Source organism: Nostoc sp. UHCC 0252 (assembly GCF_034931145.1).
In the GTDB taxonomy this organism is placed as follows: Bacteria; Cyanobacteriota; Cyanobacteriia; order Cyanobacteriales; family Nostocaceae; genus Nostoc.
In genome coordinates, this window is sequence record NZ_JAYGHE010000010.1 from 48,285 (window position 1) to 66,584 (window position 18,300).

General features: G+C 39.5%; 5 protein-coding genes. All 5 read right to left on the reverse strand.

The genetic code is table 11. The features are described 5' to 3' along the window. Positions 1 to 4: 4 nt before the first annotated feature. The 5 genes from VB732_RS09090 to VB732_RS09110 all read right to left on the reverse strand — a co-directional run bounded on the left by VB732_RS09090 (position 5) and on the right by VB732_RS09110 (position 18,225). A complete protein-coding gene (locus VB732_RS09090) occupies positions 5 to 2,038 on the reverse strand; it encodes an ABC transporter ATP-binding protein/permease (protein ID WP_323230495.1) in 2,034 nt (677 codons plus the stop codon). A 192-nt stretch (positions 2,039 to 2,230) separates the two neighbouring features. Continuing rightward, positions 2,231 to 6,436, reverse strand: coding sequence for an amino acid adenylation domain-containing protein (locus tag VB732_RS09095; RefSeq protein WP_323230496.1), 4,206 nt, complete (start codon positions 6,434 to 6,436; stop codon positions 2,231 to 2,233). Between the two features lie 96 nt (positions 6,437 to 6,532). Next, positions 6,533 to 7,135: a Uma2 family endonuclease gene (locus VB732_RS09100; protein ID WP_323230497.1), complete on the reverse strand. Its 603-nt coding sequence runs from the start codon at positions 7,133 to 7,135 to the stop codon at positions 6,533 to 6,535. A 52-nt stretch (positions 7,136 to 7,187) separates the two neighbouring features. Beyond that, positions 7,188 to 14,924: a non-ribosomal peptide synthetase gene (locus VB732_RS09105; RefSeq protein ID WP_323230498.1), complete on the reverse strand. Its 7,737-nt coding sequence runs from the start codon at positions 14,922 to 14,924 to the stop codon at positions 7,188 to 7,190. 73 nt (positions 14,925 to 14,997) lie between these two features. Continuing rightward, positions 14,998 to 18,225 carry an amino acid adenylation domain-containing protein gene (locus VB732_RS09110; RefSeq protein ID WP_323230499.1) on the reverse strand — a complete coding sequence of 1,076 codons (3,228 nt, stop codon included), beginning with the start codon at positions 18,223 to 18,225 and terminating at the stop codon, positions 14,998 to 15,000. Between the last annotated feature and the right edge of the window lie 75 nt (positions 18,226 to 18,300).

An 18,300-nucleotide genomic window follows, 5' to 3' on the forward strand; every position in this document is an offset into this window, starting at 1 on the left:
TTTATTAAGCTCTTACCCATTTTAATACCTTGGGGTCTTTGTCGTAGCGGTATGTAAAGCCATCTTTAGTAGTAATGGATTTTCCCTGACTAGCCTTGCTGCGAATAGTATTGATAGTAGAGTCTGTTAATGTTTGCATTTCCTTATGAGAAAGTTCTGCAATTGTGTCTACCTCAATTGATATATCTGGTTGAATTGGAGATTGATTATTAGGTGAGGTATTTATTGCTGTCTCAGAATTTTTGGGGGAATAATTGACAATTAGCTGGGATTTTTGAAGGCGATAATCTTCCACAGTTAGAAGTTGCCAACTAGAATCTTGTGATAATTCTAAAACCCATTGATGATAGTTAAACAAACTTTCTCTATGTCCAACACTGATAAAAGTTGTCTTAGTTGATTGTAACTGCTCATATAAATTTCCTTCGTTGTTTAAATCTAAAGCACTTGTGGCTTCATCTAATATAGTAAAGCTAGGATGAGTAACTAATAATCGTGCAAATGCGAGACGCTGTTGTTCTCCCAAAGAAAGTATATTTTCCCAAGGAACTTCAGTATCAAAACCATCTACTCGACTTAGCAAGTTTTGCAAGTTAACTTGTCGCAAAATTCCTTCTAGTTCTCGATCGCTCATTTGACGATTTGTTTGAGGATAGAGTAACTGTTCGCGTAAAGTTCCCAAAATTATATAAGGACGCTGGGGCAAAAACAACACTTGCTCTAAGGGGGGTCGCACCAGACGGCCAGTTCCAGCATTCCACAAACTAGCGATCGCTCTCAACAGAGAACTTTTACCTCTACCACTCGGCCCGACAATCAGTAAACCTTCTCCAGGCTGAACAGCAAGTGATAAATCTTCGACGATTACCTGCTCATAGTTTGGAGTTTGTAAGGTGAGATGCTCGAAAGCGAGACGGTTTTCTTCTATAGTTTTAATCGTACTTACATTCTCTGGTTCTTTGGTGACAGCTTTTAATGCATCTGACAACTCACTTAAACGCTCAACGTAACTAGAAAATCTCCCAGAAGTTCCAAATTCATTAATTACTTCTGCCATAGCAGTAGCAAACAGATTGCAAGCTAAACTTGCTTGTCCCACTTGTCCAAAATCAATTTCATCTCTAATATATAAAGGCCCAAGTACTATGAATGGAAAAATTTGGATAACAGCCTGATATCCTCTAGTAAAAATATCCTTGTTTCTTTCCCAATTAATCTTGCGCGTGGCATTTTTTATAATATTACTAAATCGACGCTGAATAATATTAGATTCTTGTTTTTCTCCCTGAAAAAAGGCTATGGACTCAGAGTGATTTCGGACATGGGTCAAAGCATAAGCGTAGTCGGCTTTAAATTCGAGTTCTTCTTGGTTAATTTTATTCAATTCTTGAGTCAAGTAAACAGCAATCAAATTGCCTATGATAGTATAAGCAACTAAAGCAACTGCAACAAATTGGGAAATTGACCAGAGAATTACTAAAAAAGTTATCATTTCCAGCGTCTTTTCTAGTAAAGTAGCTGAAAAGTTGAGAGCGCTTCTGGTAATAGGTTCGATTTCTTGGGATAGACGTTGGTCTGGATTATCAATATCAGATTTAAAATTGATTTTATAATAGGCACGGTTACTGAAATATTTTTCTAATGTGTGATTATTTAGCCATTCGTACCAATCAAGAGCAATTCTTTTTCTGATAAATTTCGTAAATCCGACTAGGAGTGTTACGCAGAGAAGCGCAGCACCATAAACCAATACCGTATCAACAAATTTATCAAAATCTTTCTCTTGAATGATCACATCGACCAAATAACGGCTAACGAAGCTATTAAAAGCCGTGACACCCACGAGTGTAATTATTAATATTATTAAAATAATCAACATTCCCCAGGCGCGAATCACACTTGAGAAAACTCTTCCCTGTGCCTCTGTAGGATACCAGTAAGGCCCTGTGATCGCCTTCACATTTTCCCAAAATTGAGTAAAAGTTGAAATAAGAGAATCCTTTTTTAAGGGTTGAGCGCGAGAAGTTGTAGATTGCATTTTGTGTTCCTGTTTCAGGCAATTCAAGGGGCGAGTTTTTGTTTAGTTGGGTAACAAAATAAAAGACTTAGCTAGTTTAATTAGCTTTATATTAAATATAATTAAGAGAAACGAACCGCCAAGGCGCAGAGGACGCAAAGAAATAAAGAAGCTATAAAATTAGGTGAGTAATAAGGTAGATTTTAGTAATTTCTACTGTGCGCTATCTGCGATCGCAAGCTGTAATTGTTTGGCTAAGGTTTTTACATTGGGTTCATAAAGCATTCGACCGTGGTTTCCAGGGACTTCAATCACTCTGACAGGTTGTTGAGTATAGGGTTGCCATCCCCAATCAGGTAGATCGCAGTCGGAAAAAGCTTGTAGTTCTTGCAAAACAATCTCCTGAACTTCTTGAGCGCGGAATAAAACAATGGGTGCAGAAATTGGATGATTAGGCTGATATTTAGCATAATTGAGCGTCAGTACTTTCATCACTTGCAGATTTGTTTTCAGTAAGGAAAGGGTTGAGTGTTCCGGTAAAACATTATGACGGTACAAATATTCTGCCGTCAGTTGCCATCTGGCTTGATCATCAGTTTGAGCAGCCAAATCAGCATATTGCAGACCTAAAGAGATTCCCTTCAATGCTTCAATTCGTCGAATCGTTTGCCAAATCCAATCAAGGTCTGTTCTATCAGTAATACACTCAGGTCGAGAAACTAGTCCGGCATCCAAGATAGCCAGTAAACTCACCGTTTCACCTTGCTGTTCGAGTTGGGAAGCCATTTCAAAAGCAACGGCACAACCTGAAGAATATCCTGCCAGTATGTACGGACTGTTGGGTTGCTGTTGACGTAATTGCTCAATCAGTTGACTAGCATGAAGTTCAAGCGATTCAGGTAGCGCGGTAGAATCGTTTCTTCCTGGAGTTTCGAGTCCATACACTGGCCGTTCATTTGTGAAATTGATTGCTAAATCTCGAAAGTAGAAACTGTGTCCATTTGAGCCAGGAAGACAAAATAAAGGGGTTGCATTTCCTAGAGTTTGAAGTACAAGTAAATCGGGATTTGGCTGTTGAACCTCATGATTACTTAGTTGTTGTGCCAGTTGAGCAATAGTAGGATTCTGAAATAAACTACTTAAAGCAAGTTGTCGATTAAATATGTGTTGAATATTATTGAGCAGTTTTACCGCTAGTAAAGAATGTCCACCCAAGTCGAAGAAATTATCATGAATTCCAATTTCTTGACGTTCGAGGACAGCAGACCAAATCTTCGCTAGCTGTTGTTCAACCTCGTTGCGTGGAGCTTCATATAAGCCTTCAATCTCACCATTGGGAGCGGGTAAAGCTTTTCGGTCAATTTTACCATTGGGAGTTAAAGGCAACTTATCCAAAATAATAATCTGAGCAGGTATCATGTAATCGGGTAGACGGGATTTAAGATCATTTTTTAATTGGGTAGATAAATCACTAGTAATTCCCGTTAGATATGCAATCAAACTCTGGTTTTTCTCAGTTTTATATAGAGTTACAATTGCTTCTTTAACTAAGGGATGTTGCAATAAAATTGATTCAATTTCGCCGAGTTCAATCCGAAATCCTCGTAATTTAATCTGATCGTCAATGCGACCCAAGTACTCAAGATTACCATCAGAATTCCATTTTGCTAAATCACCAGTTTTGTAAATTCGCTCAGTTTTACCGAATAAATTAACTTGAATAAACTTTTCGGCGGTTAAATCAGGGCGATTTAAATAGCCTCGTGCTAAACCCACTCCTGCAATGCATAATTCCCCTGACATTCCTGGGGGTAATGGTTGGTTGTGAGCATCTAAAATGTAGATGCGGGTGTTGGATATTGGTTTACCAATGGGCGGTTTTTTGCCATTAGGATTACAGAGAGCGATCGCAGCACCAATTGTAGATTCTGTTGGCCCATAGCCATTAAATAAACGTCTCCCCTTTGCCCATTTTGTGACTAATTCGCTTGAGCAAACTTCCCCACCAACTACTATGGTTTGCAAATCGGGTAAGCTCATCGGAGGTAATACAGATAAAACTGAAGGAGGAATAATAATATGTGAAATCTTATGTGTAAATAAGAAGTCAACTAAGCTTTTACCAGGTAATAAAGTTGTTTTATTAGCAAGATATAAACAAGCTCCTGTAACTAAAGGAGAGGCAATTTCAGCAATAGAGATATCAAAACTGAAAGAAGCGAGTTGCAGGAAACGGCTATGGGAATTAACTTGAAAATTATCAGCAAATTCTAAAGCGAAATTGGTCAGACTGCGATGCTCAATCATTACCCCTTTTGGTCGTCCTGTCGAACCAGAGGTATAGATTATATAAGCTAAATTATCAGGTATAATTTGAAGATTAAGATTCTCTGTTAACGCTGAACTAAAAGTACTTTCATCTAAACAGATTATTTGGTGTTCCAGTTCATCTAGAGGTAATTGCTCTTTGAGAAAACTTTGGGTTAGCAACACCGATATTCCAGAATCTTCCAACATAAACCCAATACGCTCTTTAGGATAATTGGGGTCAATCGGCACATAAGCAGCACCCGCTTTAAGGATACCGAGTAAACCAATAATCATATCCAAAGAGCGTTCAACGCAGATACCAATTAAGGTGTCTGGCTGAATTTGGTGATTTTGAATCAGGTAATGAGCTAATTGGTTCGCTTTTTGATTAAGCTGTTGATAAGTTAAGCTTTGGGATTCAAACACCAAAGCAAAATTATTAGGATTCTTATCAACTTGTTGTTCAAATAGATCAACTAAAGTTTTTTCGTGGGGATAATTAGTTTCCGTTCGATTCCAGCGTTGTAGTTGCAGAAGTTCGGCTGCTGTCATCAAAGGTAGAGTTTTGATTGGTTGCTGAGGTTTATCAACAATTCCTTTCAGCAAAACTTCAAACTGTTCTGCCATCCGTTGGATAGTACTTTTCTCAAAAAGATCGGTAGCGTATTCCCAATAGCAATTTAACTGATTGTCAGATTCTATGACCATAAGTGTGAGGTCAAACTTAGCAAACGGACAATATAAATCAAGCCATTGAATCTTTAATCCTGGCAAACTCAAGTCGGGACTTTCATTATTTTCCAGGGCTAACATCACCTGGAATAAAGGATTATGACTCATACTGCGTTCTGGTTGTAACTTTTCTACCAGAAACTCAAAGGGAATATCTTGATGAGAGTATGCATCTAAACAAGTTTGGCGAGTTTCTTGAAGAAACTCAATAAAGCTTTGCTCTGGTTTGATGTGGTTACGTAGTACCAAAGTATTGACAAAAAAGCCAATCAATGATTCTGTCTGGCTATGGGTGCGGTTAGCAATGGGAGAACCAATACATAAATCTTCTTGGCGACTGTAACGAGAAAGTAGAATATTCAAAGCCGCCAACAAAGTCATAAATAGGCTTGTGCCTTGTTCTTGGCTTAAAGCTTTAATATCAGCGCTTAATTCCGGCGTTAGGAAATAGAGATAACGTGCGCCTCGGTAGCTTTGCAATGCTGGACGGGGATAATCGGTAGGTAATTCTAGTAATGGGGGAGCATCTTTAAGTTGATGTTTCCAGTAGTTAATTTGAGTTTCTAATACCTCACCCTGTAGCCAGTTTCGTTGCCAGTTTGCGTAGTCGCTGTATTGAATGGGTAATGGTGCAAGGCTTGGTGTCTGATTTTGGGCAAAAGCGGTATAAGCTTGTCTGAACTCACGAACAAACACTCCCATTGACCAGCCATCACTGACAATATGGTGCATATTAATCAGCAACACATATTTTTGCTCTTTGATTTGCAGCAGTTTTGCTTTAAATAAAGGGCCAGTATTCAAGTCAAAGGGTTCTTGAACATGAGCATCGATAAAATGTTGAATGGTTGAGGATTGAGGATGTTCATCAAGGTTCCGGCAGTCTTGTATTGTTAAAGCTTCGATGTCCCCTAAATTTGCGTAGTTTACCGCCGCAGGCATCGCAACCTGGGGATTTCCCGCTACTGTAGGAAAATACATCCGTAGGCTGGTATGACGGTTAAGCAGATAAGCAAAACTGGAGTGTAGAGCATCAATATTGAGGTTGCCGTCCAGTTGTAAAACCATCGGCATATTGTAACTAGCTGAAGGCCCTTGAAGTTGCGCTAAAAGCCAGAGGCGTTGTTGAGCAAATGAAAGATACTTTGGGGCATCATCTGGTAAAGTCGGGATTTCTTCTGCCATGACGGTTGTAGCTTTGGCAGAATTTAAAAATGCTAATATATCTGCTTTGCTGGTTTGAATTTCTTGCTTGAGTTCAGAAGTTAGGGTGTTTTTACTAGTCCGAATTCGCAGCTTATCATCTTCAGCCCAAATTCGGCATCCTATATTCTGCAAACGCAGCATTAAATCAACCACTTGCTCATTTTTAGTCATATTTTTAATCGCACACAATCACAATTGATTGTCAATTTTAGTGGGTGTCTTTTAACAGAAAATAGTAATAATTTGAAAAAATTTACAGATGTTAACCTAACTCTGATTTTGGGCTGTAGGCGTAGACATGGCTTCCAATTCTACATTCTCATAAAGTTCGGTAAAAGGGGCAGTTAGGTTAATACTTTGGAGTTCAAATGTTTGGTTATCAGGTGTATAAGTTTGTAGCACCCATAAGCCTTGTTCATTACGACGGAAGGTTTCAACTCGTTGGTGTTTGCTATTAACTAAAACATATTCCTCTAAGCTATCAAGGGTTTGATAGTCGTTGAATTTGTCGCCTCGGTCAAAGCCTTCGGTGGACTCGGATAAAACTTCGACAATAAGTTTAGGAAAGCGTTTATAAGTCGGGGTTTCTCGATCTTTAGGGTCGCAGGTTACGATGATATCAGGGTAATAAAAGCGGTTACGTTTTTCAAGTTGGGCTTTAATATCGGCAAAGTAAACTCGACATTCTGACCCTCGAAAGTGATTACGAATCAATAAAGCTAGGTTTAGGGCAATGGTGTTATGGGTGTCAGTTGTTCCTGCCATTGCATAAACTTGACCATCAATATATTCGTGTTTGATGTTGCTTTTTTCTTCTAGCTCTAGGTATGCTTCAGGTGTAATAAAAACAGAATCAGATAGGGCAATCATGGGTTAACTTAAAGATAAATTTTAATTGAAGACGTGTTTTAACTGTGGTACTTTAAAATTCCATTTCCTCTTCGTCTGAATTGAGAGATTCCATACTTTCGTCAGTAGAATTAACCCAAATCAAGGTATCAAGATAATTAGCTAGTTCACTGAGGATCGGAAATTCAAATACCTTCCGCAAAGGAAGTTCCACCTTGAATTTATCACGGATGCGGGCAATCAGTTGGGTTGCTAATAATGAATGTCCCCCTAAGTTGAAGAAGTTATCTTGTCGAGTGAGTGCTTCATATTTCAGAAGCTTCGCCCACAATTCAGATAGCAATTTTTCTGTTGCTGTTACAGGCAATTCAATATCTGTTCTTGAAACTCCTTTATCTGGCGCAGGTAAGGCTTTGTGGTCTACTTTACCATTTGGTGTTAATGGCAGTTGCTCTAAAATAGTGAAATGGCTAGGAATCATATAATCAGGGAGCGTTTTCCCTAGAAAATCCCGCCATTCAGCTAATAAAGTTGGATCGACTTGATTGGTACGATATTGTAATGGTTCATTTGCATAATCTTGCCAAGGTTTGAGTTGCAAATTCTTTTCTTGAGTAAATCGTTGCAATGTCATTTTTTCAGGAAGATTTCGTTGAAAAATTACATCGTAATCAGAAAAATTTGTGGGGCTATATTGGATAAAAGGTGTATAAGGCAAATTTACCGCTAAAGTTCGGAATGTTTCGGGTTCTATACCCGCTTTTGCTTGGGCAATTGCCGCTTTTAAATCTGCAACAGTACCATCTAATTGAGCAATTTCTTCTAATAGCGTCATTTCTGAGATTAGACGAGCATTAGGAATATTCTTGATACCTAACAAATCAGGTTGCTGAATTGTTAAAATTTTCTCGATTGTTTCCAAATTCAGTTCTTCACCTTGCCAATCTAACCATTGAGGTGATGCAACGGGAATATCTACTTGATCCAAATGTAAAACAACATCATAACGAAAACGGCTCATTTCCGTTTGGGCATAACCCCGTTGTAATTGAATTTGCAGATGGCTAATTCGGGGAAACTTTTGTTTTAAGGCGAGAAAGAAATTAGGATCAATCAGTAATTCGCTTTCGGTTGCAATGCTTTTTTGAATCTGTTGCCGCAAGTCCTTAATTGATAATTCATCGGGGGCGCGATGAAACTCGACTGCTGTGTGGAAAGCTTTTAGCAAATGCAGATTTCGTACATCCCCAATAAAGATTGATCCTTGATTTCTCACCGCTTTGATAGCTCCCTCCAGTACTGACAAAAAGTAATCCAATGAGGGAAAATACTGGATCACTGAATTCATGATTACCAAGTCATAAACATTTGCTTCAATGTTATCAAACTGGTTCGCGGCACTGGCTTTTAAGCTAACTTTATTTTCAAGAGATTGCTGTTTGAGATGTCGTTCAATATAGTGCAATGCTTCAGGTGAAAGATCCGTACCAAAGTATTGCTGAGAATGAGGCGCAATTTTAAATAATAACAGTCCTGTTCCACAACCAATTTCCCAAATCCGTTGTGGTTGCAATTCCAAAATTTGGGCAACTGTTGTATCTCGCCATTCTTGCATCGCTGCTTGGGGAACCGCTTCTCCTGTATAGCTATCGTTCCAGCCCGCTAGATTCAGGGTTGGATCTTCGGTTGGGGTTTGTTGCTGAGAGTAGCTATCATTAAAAACTTGCTGCCATAATTCAACCTGTTCAACTTGCAGACTTTTGTCTTCTAGATCGTTATCTGTTGGCGTGGGTACAATGTAAGCTAGCAAGCGTTGAGCGATCGCACTTTCTCCTGCTAAAATCACAACAGCTTGTCCAATTTTGGGGTGTTGAGCTAATAAAGCTTCAATTTCACCCAATTCGATGCGAAAGCCCCGCAGTTTAACTTGGTTATCAATCCGCCCTAGATATTGTAAGTTTCCATCTCGCAACCATCTTGCTAAATCTCCGGTTTTGTAAACTCGTTCTTTTTCCCCAAATAATTCCAGTTCGATAAATTTTTCTGCGGTGAGTTCAGCACGGTTTAGATAGCCACGGGCTAAACCAGCACCCGCAATACAAAGTTCGCCAGGAATTCCAGGAGGTAGGGGTTGGTTTTGGTTGTCTAAAATGTAAATTCGTGCATTGGCAATTGGTTGTCCAATCAACAAATCGCCTACTACATCCCTTTTTCCAGTGGCTTCGTAAACACAACACCCCACAACCGCTTCTGTAGGCCCATATTCGTTAATCAAGCGGGTATCGGGAGCATGAGTCAGCCACGGTATTATTTGGTTAGAGTGTAATGCCTCACCACCTAAAACAAAGGCATTAACCCGATTTGGCATAGTATCAGGGCTGAGTTGCTGATTTAATATTTCCAGATGGGACGGTGTAATTTTGACAAGGGAAAGATGTTTGTTTTGTTTGACGATGTTTGCTAAAGCTTCAATTTCTTGTTTTTCTCTCACCAAAGTGGTGGTACGTCCACAAATTAGAGGTAGATAGAGTGAGGTAATGGTTGCATCAAAGCTCAGAGAAGACTGTACAGGCGTACCTTGTCCTTGCGCTACTGCATAAAATTCCTTTGCCCAGTGCAAATAGTTACTTAAACCACGGTGCAGTATTTCTACGCCTTTTGGTCGCCCAGTAGAACCTGATGTATAAATGACATAAGCTAAATCATCTTGATTTTGGCAAGGTGGGTTATCTGTAGATTGATTTGCAAAGTTATCTTTATCTAGACATATTATTTGGTATTGCCGATCCCATTCTTCAATCGCCAATTTATCTTTAAGTTGACTATGAGTTAGCAAAACCTTTGCCCCACAGTCTTCCAGCATAAAACGAATCCGTTCTTGTGGATAATTGGGGTCAATTGGCACATAAGCCCCGCCCATTTTGAGAATACCAAATAAGCCAATGACCATCTCTAGCGATCGCTCCACACAAATCGCTATCAAAGGATTATCAGGTAATTGTTGCTCTTTTTTGAGTTCTAATAGCGAATACGCCAGTTGATTAGCTTTTTGGTTCAGTTCTTGATAACTCAGGCTGGAATCTTCAAACACCACGGCAATATTATCGGGGGTTTGTATAACTTGTTGTTCAAACAGAGTTATGAGCGTTTGGTCTTGAGGATAATCGATGTTAGTTTGATTCCAAACTCGCAGTTGTTGAATTTCTGCTGTTGTCATCAGGGGCAGCTTACTGATGGGCTGTTGGGGATTTTCGATAATCGCAGCGAGTAAGACTTCAAAGTGTCCCGCCATCCGTTGAATGGTTTCTGCCTCAAATAAATCGGTGGCATATTCCCACATACAATGTAGTTGCTCGTCCCTTTCGCAAAGATCGAGTGTCAAATCAAATTTGGCATAAGGATAACTTTGATTCAACCATTTAATATCAAGCCCTGGTAGACTGACATTTGTCCCCGCCCCTTCGGTGTTTTGCAACACAATCATTACTTGGAATAAAGGGTTATGGCTGAGACTGCGTTCTGGTTGTAACTGTTCTACCAAATACTCAAAGGGAATATCTTGATGAGAGTATGCATCTAAGCAAGTTTGGCGTGTTTGTTGGAGTAACTCGTTAAATCCTTGCTCTGGCTTGATTTTGCTCCGCAATACTAAGGTATTGACAAAAAAGCCAATTAGTGATTCTGTATAACTATGAGTACGGTTAGCGATCGCAGAACCAACACATAAATCCTCTTGACGGCTGTAACGCGATAGCAAGATATTAAAAGCCGTCAACAAAGTCATAAACAAACTAACGCCGTATTTTTGACTCAAGATTTTGAGTTTCTGAGTCAGTTCATGACTTAAACGATATTCCTCGCGTCCACCTTGATAACTTTGTTGGGCTGGACGGGGATAATCAGTAGGCAAATCTAGTAATTGGGAAGCATCGCCTAGTTGTTGTTTCCAGTAATTTTCCTGACTTTCTAAAATCTCCCCTTGTAACCAATTGCGCTGCCAAGCTGCATAATCACTATACTGAATCGGCAATGGTGACAATTTTGGAGTCTCACCCGCAGCAAAAGCCGAATAAGCCTGTTCCCATTCGCGTTTAAATACCCCCATTGACCAGCCATCGCTGATAATATGGTGCATATTCAGCAGCAACACATTTTTATGTTCGCTTAATTGCAGAAGTTTGGCTTTGAAAAGAGGGCCAGTATTTAAGTCAAAAGGTTCTTGGGCGTGGTTATTTGATAAGCGTTGTACAGTTTCGGCTTGAGTCTGAGAATCGAGTTCTTGTAAATCTGCGATCGCCAACACTTCAATGTCTTCTAGATTTTGGACAACTACTTGCGCTTCTCCCTCCAACGCTGGAAAATAAGTACGGAGAATGGTATGGCGATCGAGGAGATAATTAAAACTTGCTTGCAACGCTTTTATATTTAACTTGCCATCAAGTTGCAAAGCCGTTGACATATTATAAGTAGTCGAGGTTCCAGTGCCTTCAAGTTGGGCTAAGAACCAGAGTCTTGATTGAGCAAAAGAAAGAGTTTTGGGAGCATTTTCCGGCTGTGGAGTGATGGGAGGTAAAGCGATTCCTGAAGATGCTTTGTCAATTTCTGTTGCCAACTCAGACAAAATACTTTGCTCAAATACCTTGCGTACAGGTATTTCCACACCAAAACTCTCACGAATACGGGTAACTAATTGAGTCGCCAATAGGGAATGTCCACCCAGTTCAAAAAAGTTGTCTCTGCGACCAACTGACTTAGCTTTTAAAAGACTTTGCCATAAAATAGCCAGAAGTTCTTCTGTTGGCGTAACAAGTATTTCAAAGTCATTGGAAGCGATCAAATCTGGTGCTGGTAGTGCTTTTCGATCTAGTTTACCGTTAGGGGTAAGTGGCAGATGATCCAATACTATAATCTGGCTAGGAAGCATATAGTTTGGCAGACGAGTTTTCAGATAATCTTTGAGTTGATTAGCTAAATTACTAGATTTTTCTGCTGCCGTAATATATGCTACCAATCTGGAATCACTATCAGTTTTATATAAAATAACAACTGCTTCTTTAACTGAAGTGTGTTGCAATAATAACGATTCAATTTCACCCAATTCAATACGAAAACCCCGTAATTTAACCTGAGCATCAATCCGATCTAGATACTCAAGATTACCATCATAATTCCATCTTGCTAAATCACCAGTTTTGTAAATCCGCTCAGTTTTACCGAATAAATTAACTTGAATAAACTTTTCGGCGGTTAAATCGGGACGATGTAAATAGCCTCGTGCTAAACCTACTCCTGCAATGCACAATTCCCCCGGTATTCCTGTGGGTAATGGTTGATTGTGAGCATCTAAAATGTAGATGCGGATATTAGATAATGGTTGACCAATGGGAGGTTTTCTGCCATTAGGCTCACAAACAGCGATCGCAGCACCAATTGTAGATTCTGTAGGCCCATAGCCATTAAATAAAGTTCTTCCCGTTGCCCATTTTGTTACTAATTCGGCTGAACAAGCTTCCCCACCAACTACTATTGTTTGTAAATTGGGCAACATCCCTGGAGGTAATACAGATAAAACCGAAGGGGGGAGCATAATATGGGAAATCTGGTGTGTCGCTAAAAAGTCAAACAAACCTTGACCAGTTAAATTTTCTTTTTTTGCCAGATATAAACAAGCTCCTATAGCTAAAGTTTGCGATATATCACCAATAGACAGATCAAAACTAAAAGAAGCAAATTGCAGACAACGGCTATGAGGTTGAATTTGAAGAATACAAGCCGTTGCTAAAGCGAAATTAGTCAGCCCGCGATGCTCAATCATTACCCCCTTTGGTCTTCCTGTTGAGCCAGAAGTATAGATTATATAAGCTAAATTATCAGGTTTACTTTTGGAACTGGGGTTATCTATTAATTCCTGTGAAAAATCTGTTTGATCTAAAGAAATTACCTGGCAGGGATTTTCTAGTTGGCTTAAAGGGAATTTATCTACTAGGGAACTTTGAGTTAACAACACCGCAGTTCCACTATCTTGTAATATCCACTGAATCCGGTCTTGAGGATAATTAGGATCAATCGGTACATAAGCACCACCCGCTTTCATGATCCCAAGTACACCAATAATCATTTCTAAAGACCGTTCAACAGAAATACCTATTAAGGTATCTGGCTGAATTTGGTAATTTTGAATTAGGTAATGAGCAAGTTGGTTTGCTTTTTGATTAAGTTGTTGATAAGTTAAACTTTGGGATTCAAACACCAAAGCGAGATTATCAGGAGTTTTCGCAACTTGAGCCTCAAACAAGTCAACCAAAGTTTGATTAAGAGGATGATCGGTTTCTGTTTGATTCCAATGTTGTAGTTGTTGACATTCAACTTCTGTGAGCAACGGTAGAGTATTAATTGGTTGTTGAGGATTATCAACAATTCCTTGAATCAAAACTGCAAAATTTCCTACCATCCGTTGAATAGTTGTAGCTGCAAACAAATCGGTGGCATATTCCCATTCACCTGTTAACCCTTGGGGAGTTTCCCGAACCATTAGGGACAAATCAAACAGCGTTGTTGTGTTTTCCCATTTCAAGGGATTCAGGGTTAATCCAGGGATTTCTAGTGTCTCTTGCGTTTCATTTTGGAAGCCAAAAGCTACTTGAAATAGGGGATGATAAGAGAGCGATCGCTCTAAACCCAATTCATCAACCAGTTTCTCAAAGGGTAAATCCTGATGGTCGTAGGCATCTAGGGTTACTTGCTTCACCCGTTCCAGTAATTCTAAGAAGGTGGGATTCCCTTGCAAGTTGGTACGTAATGCTAAGGTATTGACAAAAAAGCCAATTAATGGTTCTATTTGACGAAGGGTGCGGTTAGCGATCGCAGAACCAACAACGATATCCTCCTGTCCACTGTAGCGTGAAAGTAACAGCACAAATGCTGCGAGTAAGGTCATAAACAGAGTTGTTCCTGACTCCTGACTCAAACGCTTTAACTTTTGAGTTAAATCTTGATTAAGTACGCCAAACTCGCTACGCCCCCGATAAGTTTGAGTTGACGGGCGGGGTTGTGTAGGTAATTCTAACAGTGGCGGGATTCCAGCTAATTGTTTTTGCCAGTAATTGAGTTGCTTTTGGAGTACCTCTCCCTGTAAGTATTGTCTTTGCCAGTGAGCGAAATCGGCATATTGCAGCGATAATTCTGGTAAAGGAGAAGGTTCCCCAGCACAGAAGGCAGTATAAAGCGTGAATAATTCGCGGCGGAATATCTGCATTGACCAGCCATCGCAAACGATATGATGAATAACGAGCAACAGCAGATGAGATTGGTTACTCAATTGCAACAACTTTACCCGCAGCAAAGGTGGGTTTGATAAGTTAAAGGGTTGTTGTAATTCTTCTATCGCTAACTGCTGCGCTTTCTCTAATTGCTCTGGTTCAGTCAATTGTCGCCAATCTAAGACTTGCATCGTCAGTTGAGGATGGGCGTGAATTATCTGTATAGGCGACTCATCGACAAATGAGAAAGTGGTACGTAGCACTTCATGACGTTGAACAATTTCTCTAATAGCTTGTTCTAAAGCTACTATCTCAAGACATCCGCTAATTTGTAAGAAAAATGGAACATTGTAGACACAATTTTTGCCTTCTAATTGGTCAATAAACCACAATCTTTGTTGAGCAAAAGAAAGAGGAAGCGGTTGTTTGCGCGGAACAGGAATTAGTCTATTGTCATTTTGTGGAGATTGCTGTTGCTTTTTCAGTTTTTGTAAGACTAATTCTCGCTTTTCTGGCGAAAGAGTTTCAAGACGTTTTAATATATCGCTCATAATATGCAAATTCTCTATAGAAATACTCAGCGTACCTTTGCGTTTCCTCCGCGTACCTTTGCGTTTAAAAAACTCACAAAAGCAATTGCTGCGTCACTTCAGCCTCTGATAATTGATCAACCTCTGCTAGAATTTCTGCTAAATCATCATCTTCCGCTTGTTCAATTTGTTGAGCAATTACTTTTTGAGATAGTTCCGCAATGGTTGGATTTTCAAACAAGTAACGCAGAGGGAAATCTAGAGAAAAGGCTTCTCTTAATCGGGATATTACTTGAGTTGCCAATAAAGAATGTCCTCCCAACTCAAAGAAGTTATCATGAATCCCAATTTGTTTTAATCGTAAAATTTCAGCCCAAATCATGGCTAATTCTTGTTCAGTGGCTGTAGAAGGAGCAACAAAATCAACTTCTACACTTCTTTGGGAAGTATCTGGGGTAGGCAAGGCGCGGCGATTGATTTTACCATTAGGTGTGAGGGGGAATACCTCTAGAAAAACGAATGTGCTAGGAATCATGTAGTCAGGTAGCTTTGTCTTGAGGAAGTTTCGCAGGGTACTAGGACTCACTTGATGATCTTTAGTAACGAGATAAGCCACTAAATACTTGTTTCCAGGTTCATCTTCCCGTGCAATAACTACGAGTTGCTTTATATCTGGATGTTGAATTAAAATCGCTTCAATTTCTGCTAATTCAATCCGAAAACCGCGAATTTTTACTTGTGTATCAATTCGACCGATAAATTCCAAATTTCCATCAGGGAGACGGCGGACTAAATCTCCGGTTTTGTAAAGTGTATCTCCCTCGATAAAAGGATTAGCAATAAATTTTTCACGAGTTAATATTGGTTGATTTAAGTAACCTCTAGCAACACTCGCTCCACCCACATAGAGTTCACCAGGAACACCAATTGGAACTCTATGTAAATTCTCATCTAGGATGTAAACTGTCCTATCGCCAATAGGTTTTCCAATGGGGATTGAATAGATGTTTTCAGCGATTTGTTTAGGAATTGTGTAACAAGAGGTAATTACTGTACATTCACACGGGCCATAGCCATGAAGTATTTGTGTTCCCGGCAATAGTTCTAAAGCGCGACGAACATGAGGTACAGAAACTGACTCTCCCCCAAACATCAGTTGTTTAATTTCTGACAATCCTTCCGGCATTGTGTCAATCATGAGATTGAATAAAGCTGTAGTCAGAAATAGGATGTTAACTTTTTGTTCTTGAATAATCTGGCTTAAGCCTTCAGGTGTGGGAATTTTTTCTGGATAAAGCACACAACGCCCACCGTAAACTAAAGGTGTCCAAAGTTCCCAAGCTAGCATATCCCAGAAAATTGATGAATGTTGCAGAAAAATTTGTTCTGCATCAAACTGAATGTAATCAACCCCGCACATCAAACCAATAATGCTTCGATGAATAACTTCTGTTCCCTTGGGTGTTCCCGTCGTGCCAGATGTGTAAATTATAAAAGCTAAATTTTCTGGCTTAACTTCACTGTGTAAATTATATTCTTGATATTGGGCAATTTTTTCCCAATCTGAATCAAGATTAAGCACAGTTTGATTATTGAGTGGGAGTCTATTTTGTAACTTAGTTTGTGTTAGCAAGATGGGCATTTGTACATCTGCCATCATGAACGCCAATCTTTCTGAAGGATAAGCAGGATCTAGCGGTACATAAGCCCCACCCGCCTTAAGGATAGACAGTATTCCTATCACCATTAAAAGCGATCGCTCGACACAAATTCCCACCCGTACTTCTGGTTTAACTCCCAGCGCTTGTAAATAATGGGCTAATTGATTGGCGCGGTTGTTCAACTCCCGATAAGTTAAATGTTCTTTTTCATATACAACTGCGACTGCATCAGGAGTTTTTTCTACCTGTTCTTCAAATAAAATATGAATACATTTATATTCAATAGAATCTATATTTTGATGATTTTCTTGCAGCACTAATTCTTTTTCTTCGGCTGCACTGAGCATGGATATTTCAGAAATACATTGTTGTAAATTAGCTGCCATCCCTGCTAACAGTGTTTGGAAATGTCCAATCATCCGGGTAATTGTTTGTTGCTCAAAATGCTTTGTATCATAAACAATCCTTCCAGACAATTGTGATTGAGGATTCACAACCACCGTTAGAGGGTAATTCGTCCGTTCAAAACAGCAGATATCACTAATTTCTAAAGCTTTTTTCGTTTTTTCTTCAGCAGAATCTAGCGGATAATTTTCAAATACTAGAATACTTTCAAATAATGGCATTCCGGCAAGAACATCACTTATTTTTTGAATTTCTGCTAGGGAAAAATAAGCATACTGTTCTTGTTCAAATTGTTGAGTTTGTAAATGCTTCAGCCAGGATAATAATTCTGTTTTGCCATCGACTTGTAACCGGATGGGGAGAGTGTTAATAAATAACCCCACCATCGAGTCTACATTCTCAAAATTCGGTGGGCGGCCGGATACAGTTGCACCAAAAACTACATCACTTTCTCCACTGTAACGGGAAAGTAATAATGCCCAAGCACCTTGCACCAAATTATTCAAAGTTAAATGGTGTTGTCGAGCAGCATATTGCAATTTCTCAGTTACCGTTTGAGATAACTGAAAATGCTCCTCGTTATATGTTCCCTGTTCCCTATTCCCTATTCCCTGTCCCCTATTTCCAATTAAGATAGGAACCTCAAATCCCTGAAGAGTTTTTTGCCAAAAGTTTTTTGCTTGAGCAATATCTTGTTGTTGCAACCAATGAATATAATCTCGATAAGGACGAGAAGGTTTAAGGCGTAAAGATTCGCTTCGATGATTAGCCTCATAGAAAGCTAAAACTTCTTTCAAGATAATCTGCATCGACCAGCCATCAAAAAGGATATGATGATGACTCCAAATAAATTGATAAGTCTGCTTCCCTAGATAAATTAGAGTGAAGCGCATTAAGGGAGATTCAGCAAGATCCAATCCTTTTTGGCGATCGCATTTCAAAAAATCTGCTAGATGTTGTTGCTGTTCATCGGCTGTGAAATTACGCCAATCCAGTTCTTCCCACGGAAGATCCACTTGCTTACTTACCATTTGCAAGGGTTTTTCTATCTCTTCCCAATAAAAAGAACTGCGTAAAACTGGATGTCTCGCCACAACCTGCTTCCAAGCTAGCTGGAAGGCAGAAAAATTTAATTCTCCAGAGAGGATGCAAAGCAACTGCTCAAAATAGACTTCCGATTCTGGTGCATAAAGGGTATGAAACAGCATCCCCTGCTGCATTGGCGAAAGTTCATAAAGATCATCGATATTGTTCATGGGGATTGGGGATTGGGAATGGATGGGGACTGGGGATTGGGGATTGGGGAGAAATAATCAATGACAAATGACAAA

Bases quoted from the DNA above. Each gene is read 5' to 3' on its own strand.
- VB732_RS09090 (WP_323230495.1), bottom strand. From the start codon at position 2,038: ATGCAATCTACAACTTCTCGCGCTCAACCCTTAAAAAAGGATTCTCTT.
- VB732_RS09095 (WP_323230496.1), bottom strand. From the start codon at position 6,436: ATGACTAAAAATGAGCAAGTGGTTGATTTAATGCTGCGTTTGCAGAAT.
- VB732_RS09100 (WP_323230497.1), bottom strand. From the start codon at position 7,135: ATGATTGCCCTATCTGATTCTGTTTTTATTACACCTGAAGCATACCTA.
- VB732_RS09105 (WP_323230498.1), bottom strand. From the start codon at position 14,924: ATGAGCGATATATTAAAACGTCTTGAAACTCTTTCGCCAGAAAAGCGA.
- VB732_RS09110 (WP_323230499.1), bottom strand. From the start codon at position 18,225: ATGAACAATATCGATGATCTTTATGAACTTTCGCCAATGCAGCAGGGG.